20 protein-coding genes are annotated in these 25681 nt (G+C 48.8%); 3 read left to right on the top strand and 17 right to left on the bottom strand.

Translation table 11 applies throughout. The features are described 5' to 3' along the window. Positions 1-64: 64 nt before the first annotated feature. The 3 genes from HNQ56_RS07400 to HNQ56_RS07390 form a co-directional block, all read right to left on the bottom strand. Complete coding sequence (locus HNQ56_RS07400) at positions 65-2356, bottom strand: ribonucleoside-diphosphate reductase subunit alpha (protein ID WP_429144220.1); 2292 nt, start codon at positions 2354-2356, stop codon at positions 65-67. Positions 2357-2519: 163 nt separating this feature from the next. Beyond that, a complete protein-coding gene (locus HNQ56_RS07395) occupies positions 2520-3992 on the bottom strand; it encodes a L,D-transpeptidase family protein (RefSeq protein WP_429144218.1) in 1473 nt (490 codons plus the stop codon). Between the two features lie 96 nt (positions 3993-4088). Then, the gene (locus HNQ56_RS07390; RefSeq protein WP_429144216.1) at positions 4089-4886 is read right to left on the bottom strand and encodes a lysophospholipid acyltransferase family protein; all 798 of its coding nucleotides are present in this window, start codon (positions 4884-4886) and stop codon (positions 4089-4091) included. A 227-nt stretch (positions 4887-5113) separates the two neighbouring features. On the opposite strand from HNQ56_RS07390, the gene HNQ56_RS07385 reads away from it, so the two are divergent. Continuing rightward, on the top strand, positions 5114-6505 hold the full coding sequence (locus tag HNQ56_RS07385) for an MFS transporter (protein ID WP_429144214.1): 1392 nt from the start codon (positions 5114-5116) through the stop codon (positions 6503-6505). A 159-nt stretch (positions 6506-6664) separates the two neighbouring features. On the opposite strand, the gene cysK is transcribed toward HNQ56_RS07385, so the two are convergent. Beyond that, positions 6665-7597: a cysteine synthase A gene (cysK, locus tag HNQ56_RS07380; RefSeq protein WP_429144212.1), complete on the bottom strand. Its 933-nt coding sequence runs from the start codon at positions 7595-7597 to the stop codon at positions 6665-6667. A 252-nt stretch (positions 7598-7849) separates the two neighbouring features. On the opposite strand from cysK, the gene HNQ56_RS07375 reads away from it, so the two are divergent. Further along, positions 7850-8296: an RrF2 family transcriptional regulator gene (locus HNQ56_RS07375; RefSeq protein ID WP_429144210.1), complete on the top strand. Its 447-nt coding sequence runs from the start codon at positions 7850-7852 to the stop codon at positions 8294-8296. Between the two features lie 76 nt (positions 8297-8372). On the opposite strand, the gene HNQ56_RS07370 is transcribed toward HNQ56_RS07375, so the two are convergent. From HNQ56_RS07370 to HNQ56_RS07350, 5 genes are all read right to left on the bottom strand, one after another. After that, positions 8373-9338, bottom strand: coding sequence for a substrate-binding domain-containing protein (locus HNQ56_RS07370; RefSeq protein ID WP_429144208.1), 966 nt, complete (start codon positions 9336-9338; stop codon positions 8373-8375). 129 nt (positions 9339-9467) lie between these two features. Then, positions 9468-9944 (bottom strand): DUF3842 family protein, encoded by a 477-nt coding sequence (locus HNQ56_RS07365; RefSeq protein ID WP_429144469.1) that lies wholly within the window; start codon positions 9942-9944, stop codon positions 9468-9470. A gap of 116 nt (positions 9945-10060) precedes the next feature. Next, entirely contained in the window at positions 10061-10594 is a 534-nt protein-coding gene (gene rbr / locus HNQ56_RS07360) for a rubrerythrin (RefSeq protein WP_429144206.1), read from the bottom strand. A gap of 317 nt (positions 10595-10911) precedes the next feature. Beyond that, positions 10912-12021 (bottom strand): GntR family transcriptional regulator, encoded by a 1110-nt coding sequence (locus HNQ56_RS07355; protein WP_429144205.1) that lies wholly within the window; start codon positions 12019-12021, stop codon positions 10912-10914. A gap of 67 nt (positions 12022-12088) precedes the next feature. Further along, positions 12089-12232 carry a hypothetical protein gene (locus tag HNQ56_RS07350; RefSeq protein WP_429144204.1) on the bottom strand — a complete coding sequence of 48 codons (144 nt, stop codon included), beginning with the start codon at positions 12230-12232 and terminating at the stop codon, positions 12089-12091. A 256-nt stretch (positions 12233-12488) separates the two neighbouring features. On the opposite strand from HNQ56_RS07350, the gene HNQ56_RS07345 reads away from it, so the two are divergent. Beyond that, the gene (locus tag HNQ56_RS07345; RefSeq protein ID WP_429144202.1) at positions 12489-13814 is read left to right on the top strand and encodes a family 43 glycosylhydrolase; all 1326 of its coding nucleotides are present in this window, start codon (positions 12489-12491) and stop codon (positions 13812-13814) included. A gap of 227 nt (positions 13815-14041) precedes the next feature. On the opposite strand, the gene HNQ56_RS07340 is transcribed toward HNQ56_RS07345, so the two are convergent. Genes HNQ56_RS07340 through HNQ56_RS07305 form a run of 8 tightly spaced genes read right to left on the bottom strand, consistent with a single transcriptional unit; the run spans position 14042 to position 25674 of the window. After that, positions 14042-15493: a carbohydrate-binding protein gene (locus HNQ56_RS07340; protein WP_429144200.1), complete on the bottom strand. Its 1452-nt coding sequence runs from the start codon at positions 15491-15493 to the stop codon at positions 14042-14044. A 13-nt stretch (positions 15494-15506) separates the two neighbouring features. Next, a complete protein-coding gene (locus HNQ56_RS07335) occupies positions 15507-17015 on the bottom strand; it encodes an ABC transporter substrate-binding protein (RefSeq protein ID WP_429144198.1) in 1509 nt (502 codons plus the stop codon). Positions 17016-17074: 59 nt separating this feature from the next. Continuing rightward, complete coding sequence (locus HNQ56_RS07330) at positions 17075-18022, bottom strand: carbohydrate ABC transporter permease (protein ID WP_429144196.1); 948 nt, start codon at positions 18020-18022, stop codon at positions 17075-17077. Positions 18023-18038: 16 nt separating this feature from the next. Next, positions 18039-18968, bottom strand: a complete 930-nt coding sequence (locus HNQ56_RS07325) for a carbohydrate ABC transporter permease (protein WP_429144195.1) — start codon at positions 18966-18968, stop codon at positions 18039-18041. 15 nt (positions 18969-18983) lie between these two features. Beyond that, positions 18984-21674 (bottom strand): DUF5696 domain-containing protein, encoded by a 2691-nt coding sequence (locus HNQ56_RS07320; protein ID WP_429144193.1) that lies wholly within the window; start codon positions 21672-21674, stop codon positions 18984-18986. 18 nt (positions 21675-21692) lie between these two features. Beyond that, positions 21693-23831, bottom strand: coding sequence for a YIP1 family protein (locus HNQ56_RS07315; RefSeq protein WP_429144191.1), 2139 nt, complete (start codon positions 23829-23831; stop codon positions 21693-21695). An 8-nt stretch (positions 23832-23839) separates the two neighbouring features. Beyond that, positions 23840-24706 (bottom strand): carbohydrate ABC transporter permease, encoded by an 867-nt coding sequence (locus HNQ56_RS07310; RefSeq protein ID WP_429144189.1) that lies wholly within the window; start codon positions 24704-24706, stop codon positions 23840-23842. Between the two features lie 14 nt (positions 24707-24720). Continuing rightward, positions 24721-25674: a carbohydrate ABC transporter permease gene (locus tag HNQ56_RS07305; protein WP_429144187.1), complete on the bottom strand. Its 954-nt coding sequence runs from the start codon at positions 25672-25674 to the stop codon at positions 24721-24723. Between the last annotated feature and the right edge of the window lie 7 nt (positions 25675-25681).

Raw genomic sequence — 25681 nt, 5'->3', positions numbered from 1 at the left:
CTTTCTAAACTAGCGATGTAAGATATTGTAAAATGGTGCCTGGCACCGTCAGCTTTTGACACCGTCAGCTTGAGCAGCTGGTACACTCGTCCATCTCCAGGGACTGGTTGCGGACATAATAGATGGTCTTAACTCCATTCCTCCAGGCCTCCTGATAAAGCTTCAGGATATCCTTCGCCTTAACCTCCGGCGTAATATACAGGTTAAAGGATTGTGCCTGGTCGATATGCCTCTGGCGGATGCCGCAGGCCTTGATGCTGTAATGCTGGTCGATACGATGGGCCTCCTTGTACAGCCAGAAATTCCCGCTGTTCAGATCCGGCGCCGCCTTTGGTGTAAAGCTTCCCTTCTTTTCTTCAATAAAGAACTTCTTAAAAATCGGATCGATTCCCGCCGTGGTTCCGGCGATATTGGAAGTGCTGCCCGTCGGTGCAACCGCCATAATATAGCCGTTGCGGATACCGTATCGTCTGACATCTTCCTTCAGGGCGATCCAGCGCGGCGAGGTATATCCCCGGCGTTCAAAATACTTACCGCTCTGCCATTCCGAGCCTTCGAATTCCGGATACGGGCCTTTTTCCATGGCCAGCTCCATGGAGGCCTTGATGGCCCGGTAAGCCAGCTCCTCAAATAAACGGTCCGCCTCCTCCAGATGCTCCTCACTCTCCCAGGGAATCTGGTGATTCACCAGGTAGTGGTGATAGCCGCTGGTGCCAAGTCCGATGGCGCGGTATCTGTCACTGGTAATCCTGGCCTCCGCCACCGGAGTCTGATTCAAGGTTATGACATTATCCAGCATCCTTATCTGAAGCGGTACGGTTTCCTCCAGCTCCTCCCGTCTCACGCGTCCCAGATTCACGGAGTTGAGATTGCAGGTCACCATGTCACCGGACTTCAGTCTTCTGACTACCTCCTTATGGTTTCCCACCGTCTCTATTACTTCCTCCACAAATTCCGATTCACTGACATTCTGGGCAATCTCATGACAGAGATTAGAGGAATAGATCATTCCGGCATGCTTGTTGGGATTGGCCCGGTTCACGGTATCACGGAAGAATAAGAAGGGGGTTCCCGTTTCCACCGCACTCTTCATAATCCGCTTCATAATCTCCAAAACCGGCACGGTAACCCGCTCCAGCCTCTCATTGGCCTCACAGGCGAGATAACGCGCCGTGAATTCTCCGCCCTTCTCCTCATCATAGAAATCCTCCAGATGATATCCCATCACCTTATGGATCTCATAGGGATCAAATAAGGACCAGTCCCCTCTTTCCTCCAGGCGTTCCATGAAGAGATCGGGTATGCTTAAGGCAGGGAAGATATCATGGGCCTTTCTGCGGTCATCCCCGTTATTGGTTCTCAGATCCAGGAACTCATATAAATCCTGATGCCACACATCCAGGGTGATGGAGGCTCCTCCCTTTCTCCTGCCCAGCTGGTCCACCGCTACCGCCGTGTCATTATAAAGGCGAATCCAGGGAATCACACCGCCGGAAGCATTTTTATAGCCTCTGATCTCACTGTTTAACGCTCTGACTTTACCCACATAGATTCCTAAGGCTCCTCCGTGCTTAGAGACTGCGGAGAATTTCTGGTTTACATCATAGATGGACCAGAGATTATCCCCTACCACCGAAATAAAGCAGCTGCTGAGCTGGTGAAAGGGTGTTCCCGCACCCGCCAGGGTCGGAGTGGCCGTAGTCATCTTCAACTCACTTAAGACGTCATAAAAGCGTTTGGCATAGAATAGCTTCCGTTCTCCCTCCGGAATCGCCAGGTGCATGGCAATTGCCATAAAGCGCTCCTGGGGCAGCTCCAGAACCTCCTTCTGATAGCCGCGGATCAGATAACGGTCGGCCAGCAGCTTCAGCCCTTCATAATTGAACAGCAGATCCCGTTCCGGCTTAATATAGGCTCCCAGCTCCCTGAGCTGCTCCGCGGAGTATTCCTCCAGAAGAAACTCCCCGTAATACTGCTGCTCCGCCAGCAGCTTCACCAATTCGGAAAAATCACCATACCCAAAATGGCGATACTTCCGGTTAATTGCCGCTTCCTTATATAAATCTGACATCAGAAGCCTTGCCGCCACATACTGCCAATTCACATTGGTGGTCTTTACCACATTGCCCTGACTGTCCTTCGTTGTCTGAATCATCTTCTCAATGGCTGTCTGAATTAATATTTTCTGAATTTCCTTGGTACTCATACCATCCCGAAACTGAATATTGGAGTCCATCTCCAATTCCTCCGGACTGCAGCCCTCCAATCCGGCACAGGCATAAGCCACCATTTTCTTTGTCTTCTCTACATGGAGCTTTTCAAGGCTTCCGTTTCTCTTCCGGATCATAATATCCATAGGCTATTTCTCCTCTGATTATACATTGTCAGCGATAACATACCACTAATAGTTGTTGTACAGATATTCTATACTATATTTAGTGTTTTGACCAGAGGGGAAATTAATATTTTTTCTTTTTGCTGCCAATGCGGCAAGGTTACAGTTCAGAGGGCAATGTCAGTCAGTTAAGCGAAGTGCTCTCCGTCCCGGGAAGCTCGTATACTACCACCGCCACGCCGCGCTTAATGTTCTCGAACATCTTCTTTGCATTCTCCGGAGGCATGTTGATACAGCCATGGGAACCCTTTGTCTTATAGATATCCTTGCCGAACTCCCTCCTCCAGTCGGCATCGTGAAAGCCGATGTTACGGTTGAAGGGCATCCAGTATTTCACCGGTGTCTCGTAGTCCTCGCCCACAAGAATCGCATTGTTTTCCTTGTATTGGATGGGATAGGTTCCCGTGGGAGTGCCGTAGTCCTTAGAAAGATTACCCGATACAAAATCGGATTCCACAACCAGCTCCCCGTCCTTGTAAAAGAACAGATGCTGGGCCGTCAGATTAACCTCCACATAGGTATCCCCAATATCATCCCTGCCATACTGCTGTGCAGTTTGAAAATAAACCGGCTTCTTCACGGTCTGCTCTCCCTGCAATATTAACTGAACCAGCTCCTTCGTCTCGGATACCCGATCCAGCCACCAGCCGTAGTCCCCGCCTTCCACCTTGATCACTTCCCCATAGCTTGTCTGGAAGGTACGCTTTCTCCCAAAGGAATTATAATGTTTGCCGATGTAATCCACATACTCCCTTACCTTCTCTTCCTCCAGGGTTATCTTATAATCCTCATCCCAGCTGATCCACTCATGAATTTTCGACTTGTCCAAAATCTCCACATCCTCGCCGAATTCATAAGTAATCCTTGTTCCGGCCAGCTTCTGCAGCTCTGCAAGAGCCTCTTTCAGCACGGCATTGTCTGAGGTGACGGAGGCCTCCTCGTAACAGCCGGCCTCTTCCAGAGACAGAGTTGGCTCCATGGTAAGAATCGCATTCCTCACTGCCTCGTGCAGCTTGGTTTTTATTATTTTGGCCCCCGGCTCCTCCGGAAGAATCTCATAGCCCTCTTCCCCATAGACAATCCTTGCATTAACCGGCTCTGCGGTATTCTCCTCCTTGAGACCGTTCATAATATCTAGATAAGCCTGCAATGCGGCTTCATTATAGGTAAGCATCCTTTCGATCTCAAACTCCCGCTGTCCCAGCACCGCTTTGGGCCACAGCAGGCCGTTCTGCTCTTTCATCAGCCTGGTCAGTCTTTGGCCAAACTCCGTATGTAGATCAATATTTTTTCCGTATACCGTATCCTTAATCCCGTTCCTCTGGATCAGCTCCAGCCGGTAGGCCTCTGCCTGCCTGTTAATTGCTGCTTCCGCCTGCTCTATCGTCATATTGGAGGTATCCACCCCATTGATTACCGTATTCTTGAAGAAATGATCCTTGTAATACATCGCTGTCAACAGATATGCCAACAGAATTAAACCGAGAATCCCGCCTTCCATTAAGAGGAACCGGAGAAGCCGCCTGCTTCTCTTGCTTTTCCGGCGCTTTCCTTTGCCAGCCGGAAGCTTTGCCCTACTCTTTGTATTTGCTGCCATATGCGCCACCTCCATTCGAAAAATCCGTTTCTAAAAAAATCTTACCCTAAAATTATGTTATCTTTTCGGCAGATTATTTAAATATATATTAACAGTTCAGGAATAATGTTCCTTGATCATCTCTTCTTCGCAGGACTCCTCACCGGGCCATGGCTGCGATATATTCTCCGCCTCACGGCAGCTTCGTTCTATCCGGAGGATATGCTCCTGTATCCGTTCGACTACCATATCTCTGATTCCGGCCGTTTTAAGCCCCCGGTATTCCTCGTAGGGAATTGCTTTCAGAAAATGGACCTGCGTCCTGACCCTTTTCAGGGAATTCACACCAAAGGGCTTATAAGAATCATAAAGCGCTACCGGGATAATCGGACATTTTGCCCGTTCTGCACATTTAAAGCTTCCTGTTTTGAATTCCTGAAGACGGTTATGATTCTCCCCGTAGCCCCCTTCCGGAAAGATCAGATAACGCCGGCCCGCCGCCACTTCCTCCGTCACTTCCTTCATTACGGATACCTGCTGCCTCATATCGTCAAAATCCAGGCGCTTCGCACGGATCAGGTCTACAAGCTGTGTTGTCACGGCCGGCTGGGAACGTTTTTTGGAAATGATAAAGGTACAGGGCTTCTTATGGGACAGCATAATGCCCAGAGCATCGTATTTTCCCTGATGATTGGCATACATGATATAACCGCCTTCCTCCGGAAGATTCTCCGTTCCTGTAACCCGGGTCTCAATACGCCCCTTTTTCTTAATCAGCTGCATCACCTTCAGAGCCAGCTGATAGCATGTTTCCTCCGAATACTGCCCCTGATTACGATAATACTTCCTCATTTGGAAAATATAATACGGTATTTTATACAAACTTCCTGCAATCACATAGATAAACCGCAGCATACTCCATCACTCCCTGTTCGTCCTTGATCCATCTGCCGGTATCATCCAACTCTTTTTAACATTATACATACCATAATACCCCTTTGACGGGATTTCGTCCATCTTTTTAAGCAATGTATGACATCCGGATTATCATATTCCACATTTACTTTATAAAAGGTTTCGGATATAATAGGCCTGGTAACGACCGTCTTTATAAATCCAGGAAAGGATTTGCTTACATAGACATGAAAATACCCTTTACGAAGATATTTGATGAAGCCGCGCTCCTGCCTAAGATTCGAAGGAGCATCTATCTTATGACGCTGGGGAATGCTTTTGGTTCCCTGTTCGGCGTTGTTACCGCCGGAGGAAGCTCCTCCCTGACCGGATACGCCGGGTATCTGGGAGCAGGTGATTTTATCTATGGGCTGCTGACCGCCATTCCCCTGGCGGCTGCCCTGCTTCAGATTCCCTTTGCCTCCCTGGTCAGCCGTACCCAGAAACGTAAGAAATATATGATGACCTATGGGCTCTTTTCCCGTGCCCTGTGGCTTCCTGTTGCCCTGATACCCTTCTTCATTCCGGCCAGCCATTCCAATTTCCGTTTATGGACAGTCATTCTGCTGATCGGTATCTCCTCCGCCTACGGTTCCTTCATCAATGTGTGCTGGATGCCCTGGATGGCGGATCTGGTTCCGGTGACAATCCGCGGGCGCTGGCTGTCCAAACGGGACGGCATCACTTCCATCGCCAGCGTTACCATGGGACTCATCGTCGCAAGTATCCTGGACCGCATGTCCGGTTACCATGGCTATGCTCTTGTCTTTACAATTGCAAGTGTCCTTGGCATGCTGGATATGTGCTGTTTTTTCTTCATGGAGGAAATCTACAGGACTCCTCCCTTGCAGCTTAAGCTGCTTCCCGTCGTCAGGCAGGTGTTCCGCAATAAGCCTTTTTATAAATTCATGCTGTTCTGGACTGCCTGGAGCTTCACGGCGAATATGTCCGGGGCTTACCTGGCAAGGTACTCTCTGACAGAGATGGGCTTAAGCTATACCCAATACACCCTGTGCAGCCAAGTGACCGCCGCCGCTGTGACAGTACTGGTCGTCTCCCACTGGGGACGGCTGCTGGATCGTTTTGGCAGCAAGCCCGTATTATGGTGCAGTTGTATCGTGGCAGGCCTGACGCCCTTGTTTTTTCTTTTCTCAACCTACGGGAGCATCTGGCCTCCCCTGCTTCACAATTTCATCGGAGCTGCCTTCTGGAGCGGTGCCAACCTGGCTGCCACCAGCCTCCAGCTTTCTTCCTCCCCTGATGAACAGCGTCCCTCCTATGTGGCAGTCTTCTCCTGCGTCACCTCCCTGTTCGGTTCCTTTCTCGGAATTCTGACCGGGGGAGCTATATTAGAGAGCCTTCATTCCAATCCGGCCCTAAGTACCCTTATCCCGGACCGGTACCAGTTTATGATCGCCGTCTCCGTTATCCTCCGTGTCGGCTCTGTATTTCTCTTTGTCCCCATGCTGGATAACACCGGCAGCTATACTGTAAGCGGAATGTTTCGTGAGCTCTCCCTCCGGGGAAAAGTCTGGCTGCATGAGCTGGACTATCGGCGGCAGAGACGCAGAAGGTCTTAATTTTATTATCTTGTATATTATATAAGCCGGGCTCTACCGGCAGAACGAAGATTGCCGGATTTGTATGCTGCAAAGGGAACCAATGAATATGGTTACAGCATACAAATCCGGCAATCTATATTTTAAAGATATAAGGTATGATTTGGCACTGGAAAAGGTCTATTCGGCAAACAACGGCGTGGAGAGATATCTCTCGCCGGTATCGGGAAGAATTACCACGATGGTCTTACCCTGGTTCTCCGGGCGCTTAGCCAGCTCTGTGGCCGCCCATACCGCGGCACCGGAGGAAATGCCCACAAGAAGTCCTTCTGTCTTGGATAAATCTCTTCCTGTATTAAAGGCATCTTCATTCTTAACCTTAATGATTTCATCATAAATCTTGGTATTGAGCACCTGGGGAACGAATCCGGCACCGATACCCTGGATCTTATGAGGGCCCGGTTTTCCCTCGGAAAGCACCGGGGAATCGAAGGGCTCCACCGCCACAACCTTAATCTCCGGATTCTGCTCCTTTAAAAATTCTCCCGCTCCGGTAATGGTTCCGCCGGTTCCGATACCTGCTACCAGGATATCCACCTTGCCATCCGTATCCTCCCAGATCTCCGGTCCTGTTGTAGCCTTATGAACAGCAGGATTGGCGGGATTGTCAAATTGTCCGGGAATGAAGGAATTAGGAATCTCTTTTGCCAGTTCGTCAGCCTTGGCAATGGCCCCCTTCATCCCCTTGGCGCCTTCGGTCAGAACCAGCTCGGCACCGTAGGCCTTCAGAAGATTTCTTCTCTCTACACTCATGGTCTCCGGCATGGTCAGGATTAAACGGTATCCGCGGGAAGCGGCGATGGACGCCAGGCCAATTCCGGTATTTCCGCTGGTAGGCTCAATAATAACGGAACCTTTCTTCAGCAGCCCCTTTGCTTCCGCATCATCAATCATAGCCTTTGCAATTCTATCCTTTACGCTTCCGGCCGGATTAAAATACTCCAGCTTGGCAACCACTGCCGCACCTAACTCATATTTTCTCTCGTAATTCGATAATTCCAGAAGCGGTGTCTTTCCTACTAACTCACTCAGACCTTTATAAACCTTTGACATAATGTCTCCTCCTTTAATATATAATTCATATATGATTACTATGTTTTATATAATGATACTACTGTTTTGATTATCTGTCAATACATAGTTTTAAAATTTATCATTAAAATTATTACAGTAATTCAGATGGCAGATGATAGGTATATCCGCATCTACCTGCCATTTGAATTGCATTCTGACCTTGACAAGTATCCTTCCTTCCTTTATTATATATAAATGCATATTAAACAAGTATGAAAAGGAGGTGTTCCTTTGAGAATTTCTGCAAAGGGCCGTTATGCGCTGGCATCCACTGTCTATATGGCCCAGCATCATGACAGCAATGAATACATTACCCTGATCCGGATCTCGGAAAAACTGGGTATCTCCAAGATTTATCTGGAACAGGTATTTTCTTTATTAAAGCACGGCAAGATTGTCCACTCCATCAAAGGAGCCCAGGGAGGCTATCAATTAACCCGAAGTCCCAGGGAGATCACCGTATATGATATTCTCCATTCCGTGGAAACAACATTATTTGAACAGGCGGAAGAAACCGTTTCAGCAAGCCTGCCTGAGATAGAACAGGCAATAAGCGCAACCGTCTATCAGCCTTTGGATCATTCCATAGAATCCACCCTGCAGGGTATCTCCCTCTATGACCTTGTTACGGAGACAGAGAAGCAGAATACCGATCAGGGCGCTATGTTCTTTATCTGAATTTTCCTGGAAAATAAAGGCCGGGCCGGTATTCTTTTTCTGAATTCCGGCCCGCTTTCCTAAAGCATAAGATAAATTAATTTTCTAACGGCCCCGCTGGCCGGTACTTTGTAATCACTGTCACTCCCGTATTGATAAAGGAGGGTCCCGTCGGATAGCCCTTGATTGCCGCCACGGCCTCCGCCATGCCCAGATATCCCATGGTATATGGATTCTGAACCAAAACCCCGTTGAGAGTTCCCTGGTTCAGCATCTTCTGTATCTCCTCCGTCATATCAAAGCCGATGCCGACCAACTGCCTTCCTCCTGCCTCCAATGCATTGCCGAGTCCTATGGTGGCTCCCTCGTTTGCCGCAAATATGCCCATCAGATCCCCATTCTTCTCCAGCATTGACAAGGCAGCCCTCCGAGAAAGCTCCGGTTCTCCTCCCGTATACTCTGTATCCAGGGGGGTGAATCTGCCATCCTGTTTCAACACCTCCCGAAAGCCATTCTCCCGGTTAATAGTCGTTACGTTCTCCGGTGTTACTCCTATTATGCCAATCCTCCCCTCAGAGATCCCCAGGCCCTCCAGCTCCGCAATCATCAGACTTCCCGCCGCTTTGCCCGCACTATAATTCTCTGTGGCCAGCGTTACTGTTCCTTCTTCCACCGACGGAGCGTCTACATAGATGATTTTTACTCCTTTCGCCTTGGCATCCTCTACGGCACCGGATATTCTCACCGGATCACTTGCCGCCAGCAAAATCGCATTGGCACCGGATTCCGCCGCCTCCTTAAAGATATCTATCTGTGCCTGTACATCTCTGGTCTCCGGTCCCTCCCATTGATAGTTCACCCCAAGCATCCTCGCCATATCCCTGGCTCCCTGGTCTACGCTATACCAGAACTGGCTCTCCTTATCCATGCTGATCAGATAAATGTGCAGATTCTCCAGCTTCGATGCAGGAACCGCGCTCAACCGGTTTTGATGCCATACAATAAATACGGCCAGCATCAGCAGAATCACAATCGTATCAATGAAAGCCTTTTTGTATCTCATGGTTCTTATTTTGTATTTTATTGCCCCCGCATTATATTTCATGGCCTTCCAAGCATAATGATTTTATTTAATTATATACGTCCAATCCCTTGAATAGGACACAAAAAGTCTGTTCCCTGCTTATTCTTTTTATATTTCCTTCTCCAAACCATTTTGTACCACGGTCTCCGCCCCCTTATCCTCTTGCAGAGGCCTCAGGTAATCCATCACCAGCCTGATGCAATAATCAATATAAGTCTCCGTCGTGCTGTTCATATCAAAGGCAATGGTAATATTACACCGGTTCAGCGGGATTAAAATCTTATGGGCAGGGCTGGAGCTGACCGCCTCCGCCATGGCGGGAGTAAGCTCTCCCAGCATGGAGTTGGCGGCAATAATTGCAATCGGCCCGAGAATGATATCGGATTGCGCGGATGTACGGATAATTGCATTCTCACCCGTTGCACCGATATCCGCACCCGCCTTGATCATATGATTGGTTGCCGCGGAATTAGTGCCCAGAGCACAGATAGTGACCCCGTTATCCTTCGCAATCAGCTTTCTCAGCTTGCTTACAATGCTCTTGCCGATTCCGCCTCCCTGTCCGTCAATTACTGTTATCATGATATTCTTCGCCAACATTTCCTACCTCCTGGATTACTCTGATCTATACCACATGAACAAAACCTGTAAAACATAAAATGCTGTACAGGTTTTGCCGGTTCCTATTATAGGTGATATGATTAATAATTTTCTTTTCTTACTTCGAAATAGCTCTGAGGATGCTTGCATACGGGGCACAGCTCAGGAGCCTTCTTGCCCATTACCAGGTGACCGCAGTTACGGCACTCCCAGATGGACTCCTCGCTCTTCTCAAACACTGCCTTCACTTCTACATTATGCAGGAGTGCGCGATATCTTTCCTCGTGTGATTTCTCGATCTTTGCAACCATTCTGAACTGAGCTGCAAGAGCCTTGAAGCCTTCTTCCTCCGCATCCTTTGCAAAACGCTCATACATATCGGTCCACTCATAGTTCTCGCCTTCTGCGGCATGAAGGAGATTGGCAGCGGTGTCACCCAGCTCTCCGAGAGCCTTAAACCAAAGCTTTGCATGCTCCTTCTCATTATTAGCCGTAGCTTCGAAGATTGCGGCAATCTGCTCGTAGCCTTCCTTTTTAGCCACAGAAGCAAAATATGTATACTTATTCCTCGCCTGTGATTCTCCCGCAAATGCTTCCATTAAATTCTTCTCTGTCTTGCTTCCTTTTAATTCCATGATGCTCTCTCCTTTGCTTTCCTTTTTTACTTTTGTTGGTTTCAGCTGCTTTTAAAAAACTGACGGGTAACTTCACCCTCACCGGACTGGGCAGCAATTTGCTCCTGCGCTGTCTTGCTTTTGGCCAGTATCAGCATGGCTTGCACCACCTCGTCCTCCTTGGGCTGCCGGGGCGGATACTCCCTGTGATCGTTCCGCTATGTCCTTACCCTCTCCCCATAGAATACCATATTTTTATCTGAAATTCTACTATCAGATTGATAAATAATCGTTTTTTGCCTACTTTATATCATTTATTGCAACCTTCTGCACGGAATTCATTTTGGCTCCATACAAGACCCTCGTATCATCAGCTCCGTGGGAATGACAATCCGTTCAAGACCGCTCTTCCTGCCCTCCAGAGCTTCCAGCATCATCTCACCGGCACATCTTCCGATCTCATACAGATCCTGACGTACCGTGGTCAGCGAAATATCCGGCATCATCTTTAGTGAAATATCATCGAACCCCACCACGGAGACCTGTTCCGGGACGGAGATGCCCAGCCGGTTCAGACAACTGATCAAAAACAGCGCCACATAATCATTAATAGCACACATGGCGGTCACCCCCTGCTCCACCAGCTCCCGGACAATCTCTTCTCCATCATTGATATCCAGATTATATAAGTCGCCATTCTTAACATATCTCTCATCTACCGTTATCTTATATTCCTTCAGTGCCTTCGCATATCCGAAGTAACGGTTCCTGACGGAAGTAGCCTCTTCAATCCGGTTATCTGACAGAAAACCGATCCTGTGATGCCCCAGTTCCAGCAGATACCGGGCTGCCTCGTACATCCCCTGCTGATTATCCGATACCACGGATCGCAGCGGCACACTTTCAAAATATTTATCAATCACTACAATCGGATAATTCTCCAGATAGAACATATTCATCAGCTCCAGATTGTCCCTGTCCGATTTGGGATAATAAATAATTCCGCCCACCTTACGCTGATACAGCTCCAGAAGCTGCTGCTTATCATTTAATGTCTTCTCTGAGGTGCAGTGAATATCTACAATATAACCTTTATTCTTCAATACGCTGGTAATTCCGGATACCGTATTCATAATTCCTCCATTGGAATCATCAAAAGGAATCACCAGGGACACCACCCTGCTGTATAGGTTTTCTTCCGAAACCATTTCCGTCTTCGCCTGCTTTTCCTGATCCGCCACATAACTTCCGCTTCCTCTGATCCGGCTGATCAGTCCTTCATTCTTCAAGTCCTCCAAAGCCCGCTTGGACGTTATTCTGCTGACCTTAAACTGTTCCGCCAGCTCCTTTTCCGTGGGCAGACGATCACCCACTTTCAATTCTCCACTGTCGATTCTGGCTTTGATATAATCAGTAATTTTCTTGTATAACAGATCAGAACTACCCATATAGCAACCAACACCTCTTTCTTCTATAAATTATCTATTTAAATAGAGATATCATATTGATATGATACTACCATTTGCCCAATTCTTTGTCAATTATCCACATTGCTATTTCATTTTGATATATTATATCATGACGATAAACCGTATTCATGATCCTGTTGCTCCAATCGGAGAATGCAAATAAACTTGCATTTTCCCTCTCCATTTTCATTATATCATGAACAAAGGACGTGTTCATGATCTTGTTGCTCCAATCGGAAATCGCAAGCAAGCTTGCGTTTCCTCATTCCGCTTTCATTATATCATAGTTTAATATTTGTAAACTGTCAATATGATATATCTATTTTGCAAAAATTTGATATTCTTTTTCCTTGTAATGAAATATTTCTTGCTTTAAAGCATCTTATATATTATAGTGGAATTATATATGATATATCTAATTTTACGCAAGAGAAAGGAAGAATTCTATGAATACCGATTTTATTGCACGTAAGACGAGAACCTTTTCACAGAATCCATTTATTACGACGATTTTTACTGCGGATCCCTCGGCACATGTATGGGAGGCGGACGGAAGGATGTATATCTATGCCTCCAGGGATATGGATCCGGCGCGGGGCTGTGACCTGATGGATCACTATCATGTGTTTTCCAGTGAAGACATGGTGAACTGGAGGGACGAAGGAGAGATTCTCTCTTCGGATGATGTAAGCTGGGGCCGGCCTGAAGGCGGCTTCATGTGGGCGCCGGACTGCGCTTACCGGGATGGACACTACTACTATTATTTCCCCCATCCCAGCGGGTCCAGGTGGAATGATACCTGGAAAATTGGTGTGGCTGTCAGCGACCGTCCCGACAGCGGCTTTGCGGATCGGGGATATATCGAAGGCCTGGGCGGCGACAGCATGATCGATCCCTGTGTCTTTACCGATGAGGACGGCCGGGTCTATATGTATTATGGCGGCGGTGCCATGCCCAGAGGGGGTGAGATGAACCCAGACATGGTGTCCATGAAGGAGGAGATGCGTCCCATGGAGGGTCTGGTAGATTTCCATGAAGCCTCCTGGGTATTCAAAAGAAACGGCATTTATTATATGACCTATTCCGATAACTGTCCCGGCGCCAATCACCTCTGCTATGCCATGAGCGCCAATCCGCTGGGGCCCTGGGATTACAAGGGCTTTTACCTGGAACCCACCGGCTGCGATACCAGCCATGGCTCTGTAGTAGAATTCAAGGGGGCATGGTATGCGCTGTACCATAACTGCGACCTGTCTCACCAGGGTAACCTCCGTTCCATCTGCTGTGACCCGCTGGAATTCAACGAGGACGGCACAATCCGCACCGTGGTGCAATCGAAGAACGGACGTCCCCCGGCAGGCCCTGCCCCGGTGACCGACAGCCGCATGAAGATCTACGGTGCCGCTGACGCGATTGTGGGAGGGGCCGCGGAGAAATATGCCGAGGGCAATGCTTATCAGAACACAGCTATTCATCATTTCCGGGAGGAACAATCCTTCGCGGAATTCCGGAAGGTGGATGGTTATGACGGGCAGCGGGTGACTCTTGGCTTCTATTATGCCTGCTCCGACCGCCTTTCCAAGCTGCGCCTGATTATCAACGATGTTGATTATTCATTAATCAACTTTCTGCAGACCGGGTTCTCCTACTACTTTGCCGGATATGCCAGCTTCACCGTGAGACTGCTTCCCGGTCAGGAGAATACAATCCGGCTGCTGGGCGGCCATGGCGACCTGTCATTGGAGGCATTATCGGTGGAACCGCTGGAATAAAGCAGATACTATGCTCCCATTTATATCAATGATCTTACATATTATGTGACCAATGGTAATTGACGTACCTTCCGATTGGGATGACCTGGATTTTGCGCATTCGCCGGAAGTTATACCATCAGTTGGGGGGTAAGGAACCTTAGTTCCTTACCCCCAACACTAATGATATATCATTACTTTATTTCTTTATTTCCTCATTTCTATATTTCTTCAGGGCTCTCTTACTTTTATCTCTTCCCGCCGTTTTTCTTGTTCTTTACTACCACGAATGCCACGGCACCAATTGCCGCTACCGCAACAACCACAATCACAACAATGACCATCGTATTGCTTCCGGACTCCTGCGCGGGTGCAGTAACAGGCTCAGAGGGTGCCTCTGTGGGAACCGCCGTAGGGTTTGCCGTGGGCTCAAGAGTAGGTTCAAGGGTAGGCTCAGCAGTGGGTTCCTCTGCCGCTGCGGTGCCGGTAAATTCAAACCAGTTGATGTTCATACCGCCGTTAATCAGCAGATATACATCATGGGTTCCCTGAATACCGTCCGTATTTATCAGCTCTGCAGGCACGGTTATGTAAGTATCCCAGTTCCCGCTGGCTTCTATCTGCTTCTCAGCGATCTTGCTTCCGTCCACTGCATCCAGCCGAATCTGTACGGTAGGTGTGCCGGTTCCTGATACACGGAAGTTCACACCGTCCGGAACTGCGGTAAAGTTCACATTCTTATAGACCATATAATCTCCGTCAGCGGTCCATCCTAAGTTCTGGCCGCCATCCGGGCAGTCGCCTGCATGGATCTCCGTACCGTATAACTCGTCATAATCCTCCGCCTCAATGGTGCCAGGCACGCTGCGGTTGCCGATCTCCGTTCTGGTATCCAGCAGATTGTTATTTACATTCACCGCATTGGGATCTATCATAACCGGAGGAGCCGCACTCTCATCAGGTGCCGCGCCAAGTCCGATCAGGGCGGCCTTCGTGATATCCTTCGCCTGAACGATACCTGCGGCATACTCTAAGAAGCCGCCGCCGCTCATATGGAAGGACAGGGAGAAGGGAAGGGTCATCCCATCCGCAAGCTCCGTGAGCTTCGTTGTGAACTGATCTACGCCAAGGGCGATTTCATAAGTCGTAGTAGTGCCGTCACGGGATACGAGATAATCCGCACCCTCGCCGCCTTCCATGGTAAAGTTGCCGGTGCTTGCCCACGCCACCGCCTGCTGCTTGTTCGTCAGGTTATTCAGGGTGAAGCCCAACTCATTTCTGTCAGTGTCCAGGAGAGGGGAAATCTGAATCTGCATGCAATCACCCTGCCATAGATCCTGGGGAAGAAGGGCTTCATTCTTGTGAATCTCATAGTTGGCTACCGCTGCAATATAAATATGGGTGCTGTCATAGCCCAGATAGATGTCCGCGGAAAAATCTGCGGGAAATACTCCCCCCTCATCCAATGTTGCAATGTTCTCTTCCCCATCTTTGACGGTAAATGCCTTAGTCCCCCATTCTGCTTCGCTTACCTTGCCATCGATCACCGGAGCCGCATCAAATTTCGGCACCGTCAGTCTGGTATCGGCCGCCCTCACCGGAACAATACCTGTCATGCCCATGGTCAGTGCAAAAGCCATTACTCCTGCCATGGCCTTTCCCATGAGTTTTTTCATTGTCTTCCTCGTCTTACCTTTCATGTACTCATCCTCCTTATTTACTCAGGTTATCAAAGAACTCATCCAACAGAACATCCAGCGCATCCTCCATCGAAGCAATGGTTGATACAATATCGGAATACGCATTATTATAGCAGCCGTTAAACAGCACACTTGCAGGAACCTCAAAGTTACTGTTGGCGTTCTTGATGATATTGATGACATCGTAGGCACCATGTCCGACGATATACTTGGTTACCATCTCTTTATCCTCGTCAAATCTCCAGAAGGTATCCTCCATATCCTGAATCTTCAACTCTTCCAGAGCCTGGTAACGCTTTCCGAGGGCAGTGATAATAATGCCCGCCTCGTAGGTATTCTTATTGGTAGTGGTCATGGCGAAGATCGGCGCGTTATGGTCCACCGCATTCTGATATTCTGCCTGTTCTGCATTCCATTTGGGCAAGGGAAGGACTCCGAAATCATCCTCCATATCCTTCAGCTCTGCGTGAGCATCATTACCGTAAGCTAAGAACAGGGATTTACCCGCCGCAAACATTTCCAGATATCCTACATTCTCATTCTTGTAGAGAATATTGTCGGTCTGATATAAATTGTACATAAAATCAATCTTGTCTGCGGACACGGGATCGATACAATCAAGACGTACATGTCCGTTGCCGTCTTCCTTATAGTACCTGGCGCCCATGCCGAAGAACACGGACTGGATCAGGTCTCCGCTGGGGGCGGTCATGCCCCACCGGTCGCTCTCGGAATTCACAACACCGTCTCCGTCATTGTCACGCAGCGCCAGCTTGGAATACTCCACCAGCTTGGCCCATGTCCACTCATTCTTTTCTACCATCTCATAGGGATCCGGAAGCCCCAGCTCATTCCAAATCCGGGAGTTATAAAAGATAATCCAGTGGTTTCCGAAATGAGAACCGAAGGGACCGCCAAAAGCATAGGTGGAATTACCGAAGGTAGCAGTATCACTTACATTTTTATTCCAGTAGGGAGCCGACAGATCCAGGGTTTCTACATCGCTTAAGTCACGTACAAGGCCGCCGCCCAGCATCTTGCCGAAAGCCCACATGGTGGTTCCGATCAGGTCGGCATACTTGCCTCCCGCCATAATCTCCGGCTGTGCGGTCTCAAAGATGACATCCGGCGATACGGATTCAAATTCAATGGTACAATTATATGTCTTCTCCACATCCTCAATAATATCGCATACCAACTGATCCTGGGGGCTCTTAATCTCCTCCGGCTCCCATCTGCTGGTATGGAAATCCACTACCTTGAAGGCATAACCGTTTAAATCCACCGGCTCTTCATCCTGGATGTACTTGTCAAACAGGCGGTCCCATTGCTCTTCTGCCGAAGGGTCATCCCCCGTATCCCCCGTTTCCGTATCTCCGGTCTCAGATCCCCCGGAGCCCGTGCTCTGGGAATCCTCCTTTGTACCGCCTGCCGGCTTCGGATCCTTCCCACAGCCGGTCATTCCCAGCACCATGGAACATACCAGCAGCAGAACCATCCATTTTTTGCTTCTTAACTTCATATAATCTCCTCCTTAAATATGATAATATATATTATCTGCTTCCTTTGCATTCCCTGTACCTACCCGGTAATACCACTTCTCTCAATCCCGGCGATAATCTTCTTCTGAGCAAAAATATACAAGATCACCAGCGGCAGGATTGCCGTCAGGACACCGGTCTGGATAATCGCCGTCCGATAGAAATCTCCGGTTCCCTGAGTCTCTATGGAACTCATGGTGAAGATCGCTGTGGAGAGCACCTGATCCGATTTAAGGAACAAACTGCTGTAGAAGGTATCCGCCCACTGCCATGCAAAGGATAGCACAAACACCGTCACCATCATCGGAATCGAGATAGGCAGAATGATCTTGAAGAACGTACGGAAGATACTGCATCCATCCATATACGCCGCCTCCTCCAGCTCCTCCGGCACTCCTTTGTAGAACTGCCTCAGCAGGAAAATATAGATGCCATTCTTAAAGGCCATTCCCGTAATAGACAGGACGATAAACGGCCATATCCCGCCATTGGCGCTGATCAGATTGACACTCTGCCCCGTCAGCAGCTCCAAAATCCCAAAGAAATCGAAGAATCGGAACTTCAGATACATCGGTACAAGAATAATCTGGGGCGGAACCAGAATCGTGATGAACACCGGAAGCATTCCCAGTTTTCCCAGCTTCCCCTTCATCTTTGCCAGCGCATATCCGGTGCAGGCGCAGATCAACGTCTGGGGTATGGCACAGAGCAGGGACAGTCCCAGCGTGCGCAGCGCGGTAGAAAAGTAATGCATGGCACTCATAACAAATTGATAATTCGCCAGGGTAGGCTTCCTTGGGACAAAGCTCACGGTCCTGTCATACATATCCTCAACACTCATAAAGGATGCTGATATCTTGCTGATAAAAGGGAAGAGGATGATAAACGCAATAATAATTAATAGTACATAACGAAACAGGCCGGATAAAAAACGGGACATTATTCCTTTCATTGCCAGCTTATCCGGTTTATACAACTTTCTGTGCATCGATCTCTCCCTCCCCTTACTCTCTCTGCTGATAGTAAACATATCGGTTTACTACCAGCACGATCAACCCGATGAATACCGCCGTCAGCAGGAAGTACATCCACGCCATAGCCGAAGCGATACCCATACTGTTTGCCTTAAAGCTCTGCTCCTGAATCTGCTTCATAATCACATTCTCCGGCTTCGTCAGACTATCCACCACGGTGTAAATAATATTTACCAGAATAATGGGGCTGATCATGGGGAAGGTAATCATCCAGAAGGATTCCCACTTGCTTGCACCGTCAATCTCCGCCGCCTCATAGATGGCTGGGGATATGGACTGCAGCCCCGCCAGAAAGATCATCATCTGGACACCGGCGATATTCACGATATTAAAAATCCCATCTACTGCCGATATGACATAAGCGGACAACTGGGGACTGAAACTCAAGTTTGACAATATACTCCGAATTTCCCTGGAGCTAATCAGGCCATTGGCCACGGAGGATACCGTCTCTTGTGCTCCCATGGAATTCCACTGCTGAGAGAAAATAGCAGCAAAGGCATCCGCCTTATTCACAAATCCAGTGGCCAGAATGACCGGAATAAAGAAGATTGCACGAAATACGGTTCTCCCCTTCATCCTTCCATTGAGTGCCACCGCCATCAGCAAGCTGTACAGTGTCGCCATCAGAATAGCGCTCACCATGGCGGTCATGGAATTCCGCAGATTGGACACATAATACGGATCTGTCAGCAATGCGAACTTATAATTAACCCAACCCACAAAATGCAGCTTGTAGCCATCGGCACCCAGCATCTCCAGATTACAGAAGCTAAAACGCAGGGAATTCGCATAGATTCCCACAAACAACAGGAAAAATCCGGCCAGGAAGGGTATCATGAATACGAGATACGAGATTTTTTTCTTCTGTTGGTATGACAATTTCTTCTTACTCTTCATCTTCTCCTGCACCTCCTAGTGAATGCTGACCTTGCGGTAATCCCGGGCAGCCAGCAGACTTCCGTCAGGAAGTGTGACATCGCTGTCGTTGTAGTTAACATAGAATACCGTGCCATCCTCATACTCTGTCCGGTATACCCGGTCAGCCACCTTCTCATGAGCGATCATAGCCTGGTTCTCCAGCCCATTATAAGCTTCCTGCCATTCCATGGCACATTCCGTAATCTGCCCCTTCCATGTCTTCCAATCCACCGAGTAATAATAACAGAACGCAGTCTCCTTCAGCAGATCGCTGTGCTCCGCCGCAATGGTAAAGAATGGATTAGAGCCATATTCAATGTTCCTTAAGAACTGCTTCCGGTAATCACCGGACAGGTTCATCGCTGATCCCGCGTAGTGTTTATAGCCATGCAATACTAGCTGCAGAAAGGGGATACTTTCGTCCTCCAAGGTATAGGCGCTGTTATACAACGGAACATTCACCAGATCATCGGCATAGGGCAGGGTATAGGCATTGCCGCCGTCCACCATCAGACTCCTGCCTTTCTCGTAGGTCTTCAAGCTTTCCTCCAGCAGATCCCTGACTTCCTCCCTATTGACCGCCTTCTTCTTGCTATACTCCGAATACAGCATGGTCCCCATATTGCCCACAGAGATTCCGGACAGGTTCAGCGCATCATATTCCTTGAAGAACTTCTTCATAAAGGCAGAATAATAATACGGGGAGACCGAATAGGATGCGTACTGGAAATAAGCCAAATTCGTAAACTCCTGGGGAGCCAGCAGAAAAAGCTTCTCCCTCTGGATGCTGTTTGCCGAATGCCTGGAGGAGGAATAGCCGTCAAAAGCCTTCGTATTCCTCACCTGGAAGAAATCCGCCTCCGGATATAAACCAATTCCTTTGGACAAGGCATAGCTCTCCAGCCCGGCAAGCTCTTTCTTACCACCCAGGGAGGTTAACACCTTCGCCCGGTTGGAAGCCGTATAATAGAGACCGCCGTTCATCCAGCCTTTGTAGCGGAGCTTCATCCCCTCTACCCCGGCCTCTGATAATTCTGCCAGAATATCCTGAGCCTGGGTAAATGAGGTTAACGCTACCGACTCCAGGTAGGGGATACCAAGCCGGGCAGAGGTCTTTTCCAGGGCACCCAGAGCCTCCAGATACAACTTTGTACCGCTCTCTGTTTCAGGAAGCTTTGTAAGCACCCCATGATCCTCCAGATATTCCCGGTAACTCTTTGCCATACCTGTATAATCAGCTTCCTCCCCGGTGAGAAATTGATATCTCACCACATAATCCCCTTGGTAGACATTGGTATCATGATAGGTGTACAGACCCTTAATCTTGGTGCTATCCGTATAATTCACGGTATAAGAAGTCTCGTAATGAAATTCCGGATACACTGTCTCATAGGAGGAGATCATATTGCCGCTCTCGCTGATGATCTTCGCCAGAGTTTCCCCATCCTCAAGAATAGCCATCATTGCCTTCTCCCCTGCCTTATTGCCGAAGACCGGCAGATAGATCTGGGCGGACAGGCTGTTAGCCTGATAGCTTAGGGAAAGAGAATAATCCATGCCGTATACCGTGTTGATGGTAGATAGAATCTTCTTTCGTCCATATTTATTATAGTAAATCAACGCCCCTGAGCCGTCCGGTACGAACAGGTAGCCGTCCTCCTCACTTTTACCCGCTCCGAAATAATTCAGCAGCGAGAAGCTCGCCAGATAGAATTCCGAAGTATCGTAGGAAATGGTATCAGCCGGTACGGTAACCTTCAGGCTCCCATTCTCCAGCTCCACATACAGAGACAGTTCAAACAGTGCCGCCGTGGAATCCTCGTTCACATAACCGGAGGCTGCCAGGTCCTCATTCAGATCCTCCTCGGTGTACTCTGTCTTGCGGATAATTTCCTCAATCATACGCTTCTCCCGGTCCACCACATCGCGCAGGATATAAAAATCCGTATCCGACAGACCCGGATAATTCTTCAGATAGCCTTCCTTCACTGATTCGGACAGCTTAACATCAGCAAGAGACACCTTCGTGTAATAGGACTTCAGTCTTCTGGCCTCTTTCTCACTTACAGAGGGAAGAATCTTCTCCTCAAACTTGGTGATTTCCACCACATAAGGAAGCAGGATGCCTTCCTCTACCCGCCCGATCTGCATATGGAATGCGAAACCGTTCTTCAGGCGTTCCACCTGATATTGATCCTTTGCGGTACAGTCGGTATAGCTGTTCATACTGCCTTCCCTGGCTGACTTGTCATAATAGGTCAGGTTTACCAATGCCTGAAGAATCTTCTTCGTATCGCTTCCTGATTTCAGATCATTCTCAAAGTCATAGGGGGTAGAGAACCAGCTTTGCCCCGTCGCTTTTTCCACAACAGCAAATTCTGCATGGTTTGAATCCAGGTAAAGAATCAGCTTATCATCCTCCGCACAGACTGTCATATCTGCAAGCCTGCTCCGGGCATCCTCGTACCTTCCCTTTTTGGCAAGCTCTTCCTCGCTCAAATTCTTCACTCCGGTTTTCTCAATATAATCCCTGTGCTCCGTTTTCTCTTCCGCTTCTGCGGTATTTGCCGAACCGGTTCCCTTTCCGGGAATGCTCCCACAGCCGCAGAGCATTGCCGCACATAAGAACAGGGACAGGATGGAGGCCTTTTTTATCTTATTGCTTCGCATTTTCTTATTATCCATAACCATTTGCCCCCTTCGCTACAGCCGGAATGCCACTTCTTCATATACCGCTACGAAGAAGTCTATCATCTTCTGTCCAATTGTGGTAAACAGCAGGGCCAGGAACATCATTACGCCCATTCCCACGATAGAGGAGAGAATTGTCAGCAGATTCTTATTAAAGAAATACTCGTGAATCACCATGGTTCCCAGGAAGATCAGCCCCACCATCCACACATAGCCGACAGAGGAGAGAAAGGTCAGAAAATCTCCCTCGGCTTTCACCATACCGTTGCTGAGCACTGTCACCAGAATATTGGTGAAAATCACAGGGAACATGGAATAACAGGTCATCACATAGATATCCGACAGGCTCCCTTTCCCTTCAAACAAGGTAGTCAGCGCCCAGCTGGCAATACACCAGAGCGCCAGCGGAATGAGCACACCCGAGGCAACCTCCGGAAGGCTCACATATTCGACCTTCACGGTTCGGAATATATAACCCGTTCCCACTGCCTTATAGAAGAAGGACAGAAGTACCAGCGCCAGAATCACCGTAGCCGCACGCATACTCCCCCTCTTCTGCTTCTTGATCTCCCAGAAGCCATCAAAGGGATGGTAGATCACCCGGAAGGCATACAGCAGCTCATCCTTCAGGGTATGCTTACTGTCATAGGAGTACAGCTTGCGATTCTCCCTATTGACCCATTTCTTAAATACAATCCACAATCCCAGTACTGCCAGGAAGACGGCAACCACCAGCAGGAAATGTTCCTTCACATAGTCCGTACGCAGATACTGGAACGCTTTGGAATATCCTTCCGGATCATAAGCATTCTCATAACAATCCAGCGCCTCCTCATAATAGCCATTGCGCAGATAATTGCTGCCCATGGCCCGGTAGGCAAGCTCCATATTGGAATTGGCCTTCAGCACTTCGCCCCAGTACTTCACCGAACCTTCAAAATCCTTGTCATCATCGGCCATAATGGCCTGCTCCAATGTCCTGCCATATTCGGTGATGGCGTAATGCACAATGAGGGCATCCTCGGTGTCCACTACCAGCAGGTCGTCCCCCAGATATGCCATGGATGAGCAGAGTGTCATGACACCATCCTGGGTTCCTACGCCACCAAAGGCATACAGCAGATTCCCCTTGGAGTCATAGGTAAAGATCCGGTTGTAGGAATTATCCAGCAAGGAATACATTCCGTTGTCCTTAACCACCACATCGATGAGGCTGGACACCTCCAGCAGGTCACCGCCGGGAGCGAAGGTCCCATTCCTCACCAGCACGTCCTCGCCGCCGGGATTGAGCCGCTTAATGGGCGCATCCTCTGTGGCTTTTGATTTCATATAACTAATTCTCTGGTATTGGGCCAATGAATTGGAGGTCAGCCAGATAAAATCCTTCTCATCAATCGCCATGCTGCTGTAGGTTCTGGGAATCACCTTGGCGATCCGGCTCTTCTGCTCTTTCGTCATGAAGAAGGTCTTAAACCAGTCAAAAATGGTCTGTTTTACCTTCTGCGCACCATAATACCCGATAAAGGAACCATCCGCTGCCAGCTCCAGGATACCCTGGTTATCGTTTTTCGACATACAATATATTCTGCCGGAGCTGTCAACCACAATCGCCACCGGCTTGAACACATAATCCTCGCTCAGGATGTCGGTCTCCGGCTTACTGATCTCCCGGACAAAACGGTACGCCTCGTCGAATTCCACGATGCGGTTATGATCCGTATCCGCCACATACAGATGCCCTTCCTTCGTCACAAATACCGCCGACGGAGCTGCAAAGCTGTCCATGCCATCCGTTTGCTCATAAAGGGGAGAAGGATTGATAAATTTCCCCATGTCCGTAATCAGCTTAAAATTCTGATTCAGGATAACAATCCTGTTATTTCCTGTGTCAGTGATATAGATGTTCTGCTTACCATCCACGAAGATATCCGAGGGATGGTTCAGCGCGCCCGCCCGTAAGTCGGTGCCTGCATACTCCCCCTGAAACTCATATGCCGCCGGACTGTCCACCGCATTCCCTTCCTTATCGTAGGTATAGGTGGTGTAGGCAGCCATCTGGGCAGCCTCCGCCGGAACGGACTGCCGTATAAGGACAGCCGCAAACAGCAGAAGAACCGTCATTGCTTTCCACTTATTTATGCAAGTTCTCATTATCACACCTACTCTTTCATTCCAGATGCTCCCATTGTTTCCACAACATTGCTCTGGGTCAGGATAAATACGGATACCGGTACAATCATCATCACTACTGCCGCCGCGCCCCCAACGCCCGCCCTGGCAATGCCTCCGGCAAGGATCTGTGACATGGCATAATTTAACGTCTTTAATTCCTCGGTATGGATATAGGTGGTTCCTCCGATATTCCACAGATCCCGGAAGCTGAATATGATCAGCGTCAGCCAGGCAGGCTTTACCATGGGCATGGCGATCCTGCTGAAGATCCGCCATTCCCCGGCACCGTCCATCCGCGCTGCTTCCAGAAGAGAGTCATTGAGCATCTGCTCCATGAACTGCTTCATCAGGTACAGCCCCAGCGTGGAGCCGAAAGCCGGCAGAATCAGCGACGCATAATTGTCCAGGAGATGCAGCCAGGTCATGATCATGAAGTTTGGAATTCTGGTTACGGTAGCATTGAATAACAGCGTGATCACAATCACCTGAAACATCAGGTTGGACCCCGGAAACCTGTGCTTTGCCAGTGCGTAGGCACACATGGAAGCCAGAATCACATGGCCTGCCGTTCCCACCACCGAGATCAGTGCGGTGTTAAATAAATATCTGGAAAAGGGTACCACGGATCCGCTCAATACCCGGAATAATTCCTTAAAATTCTCCCCCGTAGGATTCCGCACCAGGAAGCGCGGAGGAAATACCCATAGCTCATCCAAAGGTTTCAATGAGGATGATACGGTATATATCATTGGTAACAGCATGAACAGCCCCAGGATCGTCAGGATGATATAGACTCCCGTATTGCCCAGGCGGGAACGGTTCAGCTGCTTCTTGCCTTTTTTCGTCTGTGCCATTGGTTCCACCCCTTCTATTCGCCGATTTTGGTAATAACCTTTTTCACCAGGTAATTGGACAGCAGCATCATTGCGAACAGCACAGCGGCGATTGCCGAAGCATATCCCATCTCATACCGGATACCTCCAAAGTCCTCCAGGTGGTTGATGATGGTATGAGCCGCATAATCTGTACTTGGAAAGCCCACCAGACCCGTGATGACACCGCCGATTCCAAAAGAGCTCGATATACTCATAACAGCGCCGAACAGCAGCTGGGGCCTCATACTTGGCAGCGTGATATACCAGAGCTCCTGGAACCGGTTTTTGATGCCGTCTACCGCTCCCGCTTCATAATAACTTCGGTCAATTCCCTGCAGACCTGCAATAAAGGACAAGAAATTCGTTCCCATGGAGGACCACAATACCACCACGATCACCAATGGCAATATGTACTTCTTATCTGTAAACCAGCGGATCGGCTCATCGATGAGTCCCAGCTCCATCAGCCAGCCGTTCACATACCCATAAGCATCACTGTTGAACAGAACCGTCCATATCAGGAGCACATTTCCCGATAGACTGGGCGCATAGAATACAACGGTAACCACGGCGCGAAGCTTCGGTCCCAGTTCATTAATGACCCAGGCAATGAGCAAAGCCATAATGTAGCTGACAGGACCCGTCACCGCTGCCAGAATGAAGGTATTCTTCAGGGCGATGAGAAAGATCTCGTCCTCCAGGAATAACCGTATATAGTTGTCCACCCCGACAAACTTGGGCATCTCCAGCATATTGAAGTTCGTGAAGCTCAGTACAATGGATATGAGCACCGGGCTTACGGTAAAGATACAAAAGATCAGAAAGTACGGCAGGGAAAACGCATAGCAGGTACCATAGTATTTCAGACGGGCTTTTGTCAGGGTTCTTTTCTTATGAAGCATAAGACCGGCGGCTTGCCGCTTGTGATTATTGATTACCTTTTGCAATTTTGTC

This window comes from Anaerotaenia torta, from assembly GCF_050433395.1.
In the GTDB taxonomy this organism is placed as follows: Bacteria; Bacillota; Clostridia; order Lachnospirales; family Lachnospiraceae; genus Mobilitalea; species Mobilitalea torta.
The sequence above is the reverse complement of the archived record's forward strand: the minus strand, read 5'-3'. Positions and strand labels throughout refer to the sequence as shown.

Coding starts and splice junctions, on each gene's coding strand:
- HNQ56_RS07325 (WP_429144195.1), bottom strand. CDS start 18,968: ATGAAGAGTAAGAAGAAATTGTCATACCAACAGAAGAAAAAAATCTCG.
- HNQ56_RS07385 (WP_429144214.1), top strand. CDS start 5,114: ATGAAAATACCCTTTACGAAGATATTTGATGAAGCCGCGCTCCTGCCT.
- HNQ56_RS07335 (WP_429144198.1), bottom strand. CDS start 17,015: ATGAAGTTAAGAAGCAAAAAATGGATGGTTCTGCTGCTGGTATGTTCC.
- HNQ56_RS07345 (WP_429144202.1), top strand. CDS start 12,489: ATGAATACCGATTTTATTGCACGTAAGACGAGAACCTTTTCACAGAAT.
- HNQ56_RS07355 (WP_429144205.1), bottom strand. CDS start 12,021: ATGGGTAGTTCTGATCTGTTATACAAGAAAATTACTGATTATATCAAA.
- HNQ56_RS07340 (WP_429144200.1), bottom strand. CDS start 15,493: ATGAAAGGTAAGACGAGGAAGACAATGAAAAAACTCATGGGAAAGGCC.
- HNQ56_RS07400 (WP_429144220.1), bottom strand. CDS start 2,356: ATGGATATTATGATCCGGAAGAGAAACGGAAGCCTTGAAAAGCTCCAT.
- HNQ56_RS07315 (WP_429144191.1), bottom strand. CDS start 23,831: ATGAGAACTTGCATAAATAAGTGGAAAGCAATGACGGTTCTTCTGCTG.
- HNQ56_RS07350 (WP_429144204.1), bottom strand. CDS start 12,232: ATGAAAATGGAGAGGGAAAATGCAAGTTTATTTGCATTCTCCGATTGG.
- HNQ56_RS07390 (WP_429144216.1), bottom strand. CDS start 4,886: ATGCTGCGGTTTATCTATGTGATTGCAGGAAGTTTGTATAAAATACCG.
- HNQ56_RS07310 (WP_429144189.1), bottom strand. CDS start 24,706: ATGGCACAGACGAAAAAAGGCAAGAAGCAGCTGAACCGTTCCCGCCTG.
- cysK (WP_429144212.1), bottom strand. CDS start 7,597: ATGTCAAAGGTTTATAAAGGTCTGAGTGAGTTAGTAGGAAAGACACCG.
- HNQ56_RS07395 (WP_429144218.1), bottom strand. CDS start 3,992: ATGGCAGCAAATACAAAGAGTAGGGCAAAGCTTCCGGCTGGCAAAGGA.
- HNQ56_RS07330 (WP_429144196.1), bottom strand. CDS start 18,022: ATGCACAGAAAGTTGTATAAACCGGATAAGCTGGCAATGAAAGGAATA.
- HNQ56_RS07370 (WP_429144208.1), bottom strand. CDS start 9,338: ATGAGATACAAAAAGGCTTTCATTGATACGATTGTGATTCTGCTGATG.
- HNQ56_RS07320 (WP_429144193.1), bottom strand. CDS start 21,674: ATGGATAATAAGAAAATGCGAAGCAATAAGATAAAAAAGGCCTCCATC.
- rbr (WP_429144206.1), bottom strand. CDS start 10,594: ATGGAATTAAAAGGAAGCAAGACAGAGAAGAATTTAATGGAAGCATTT.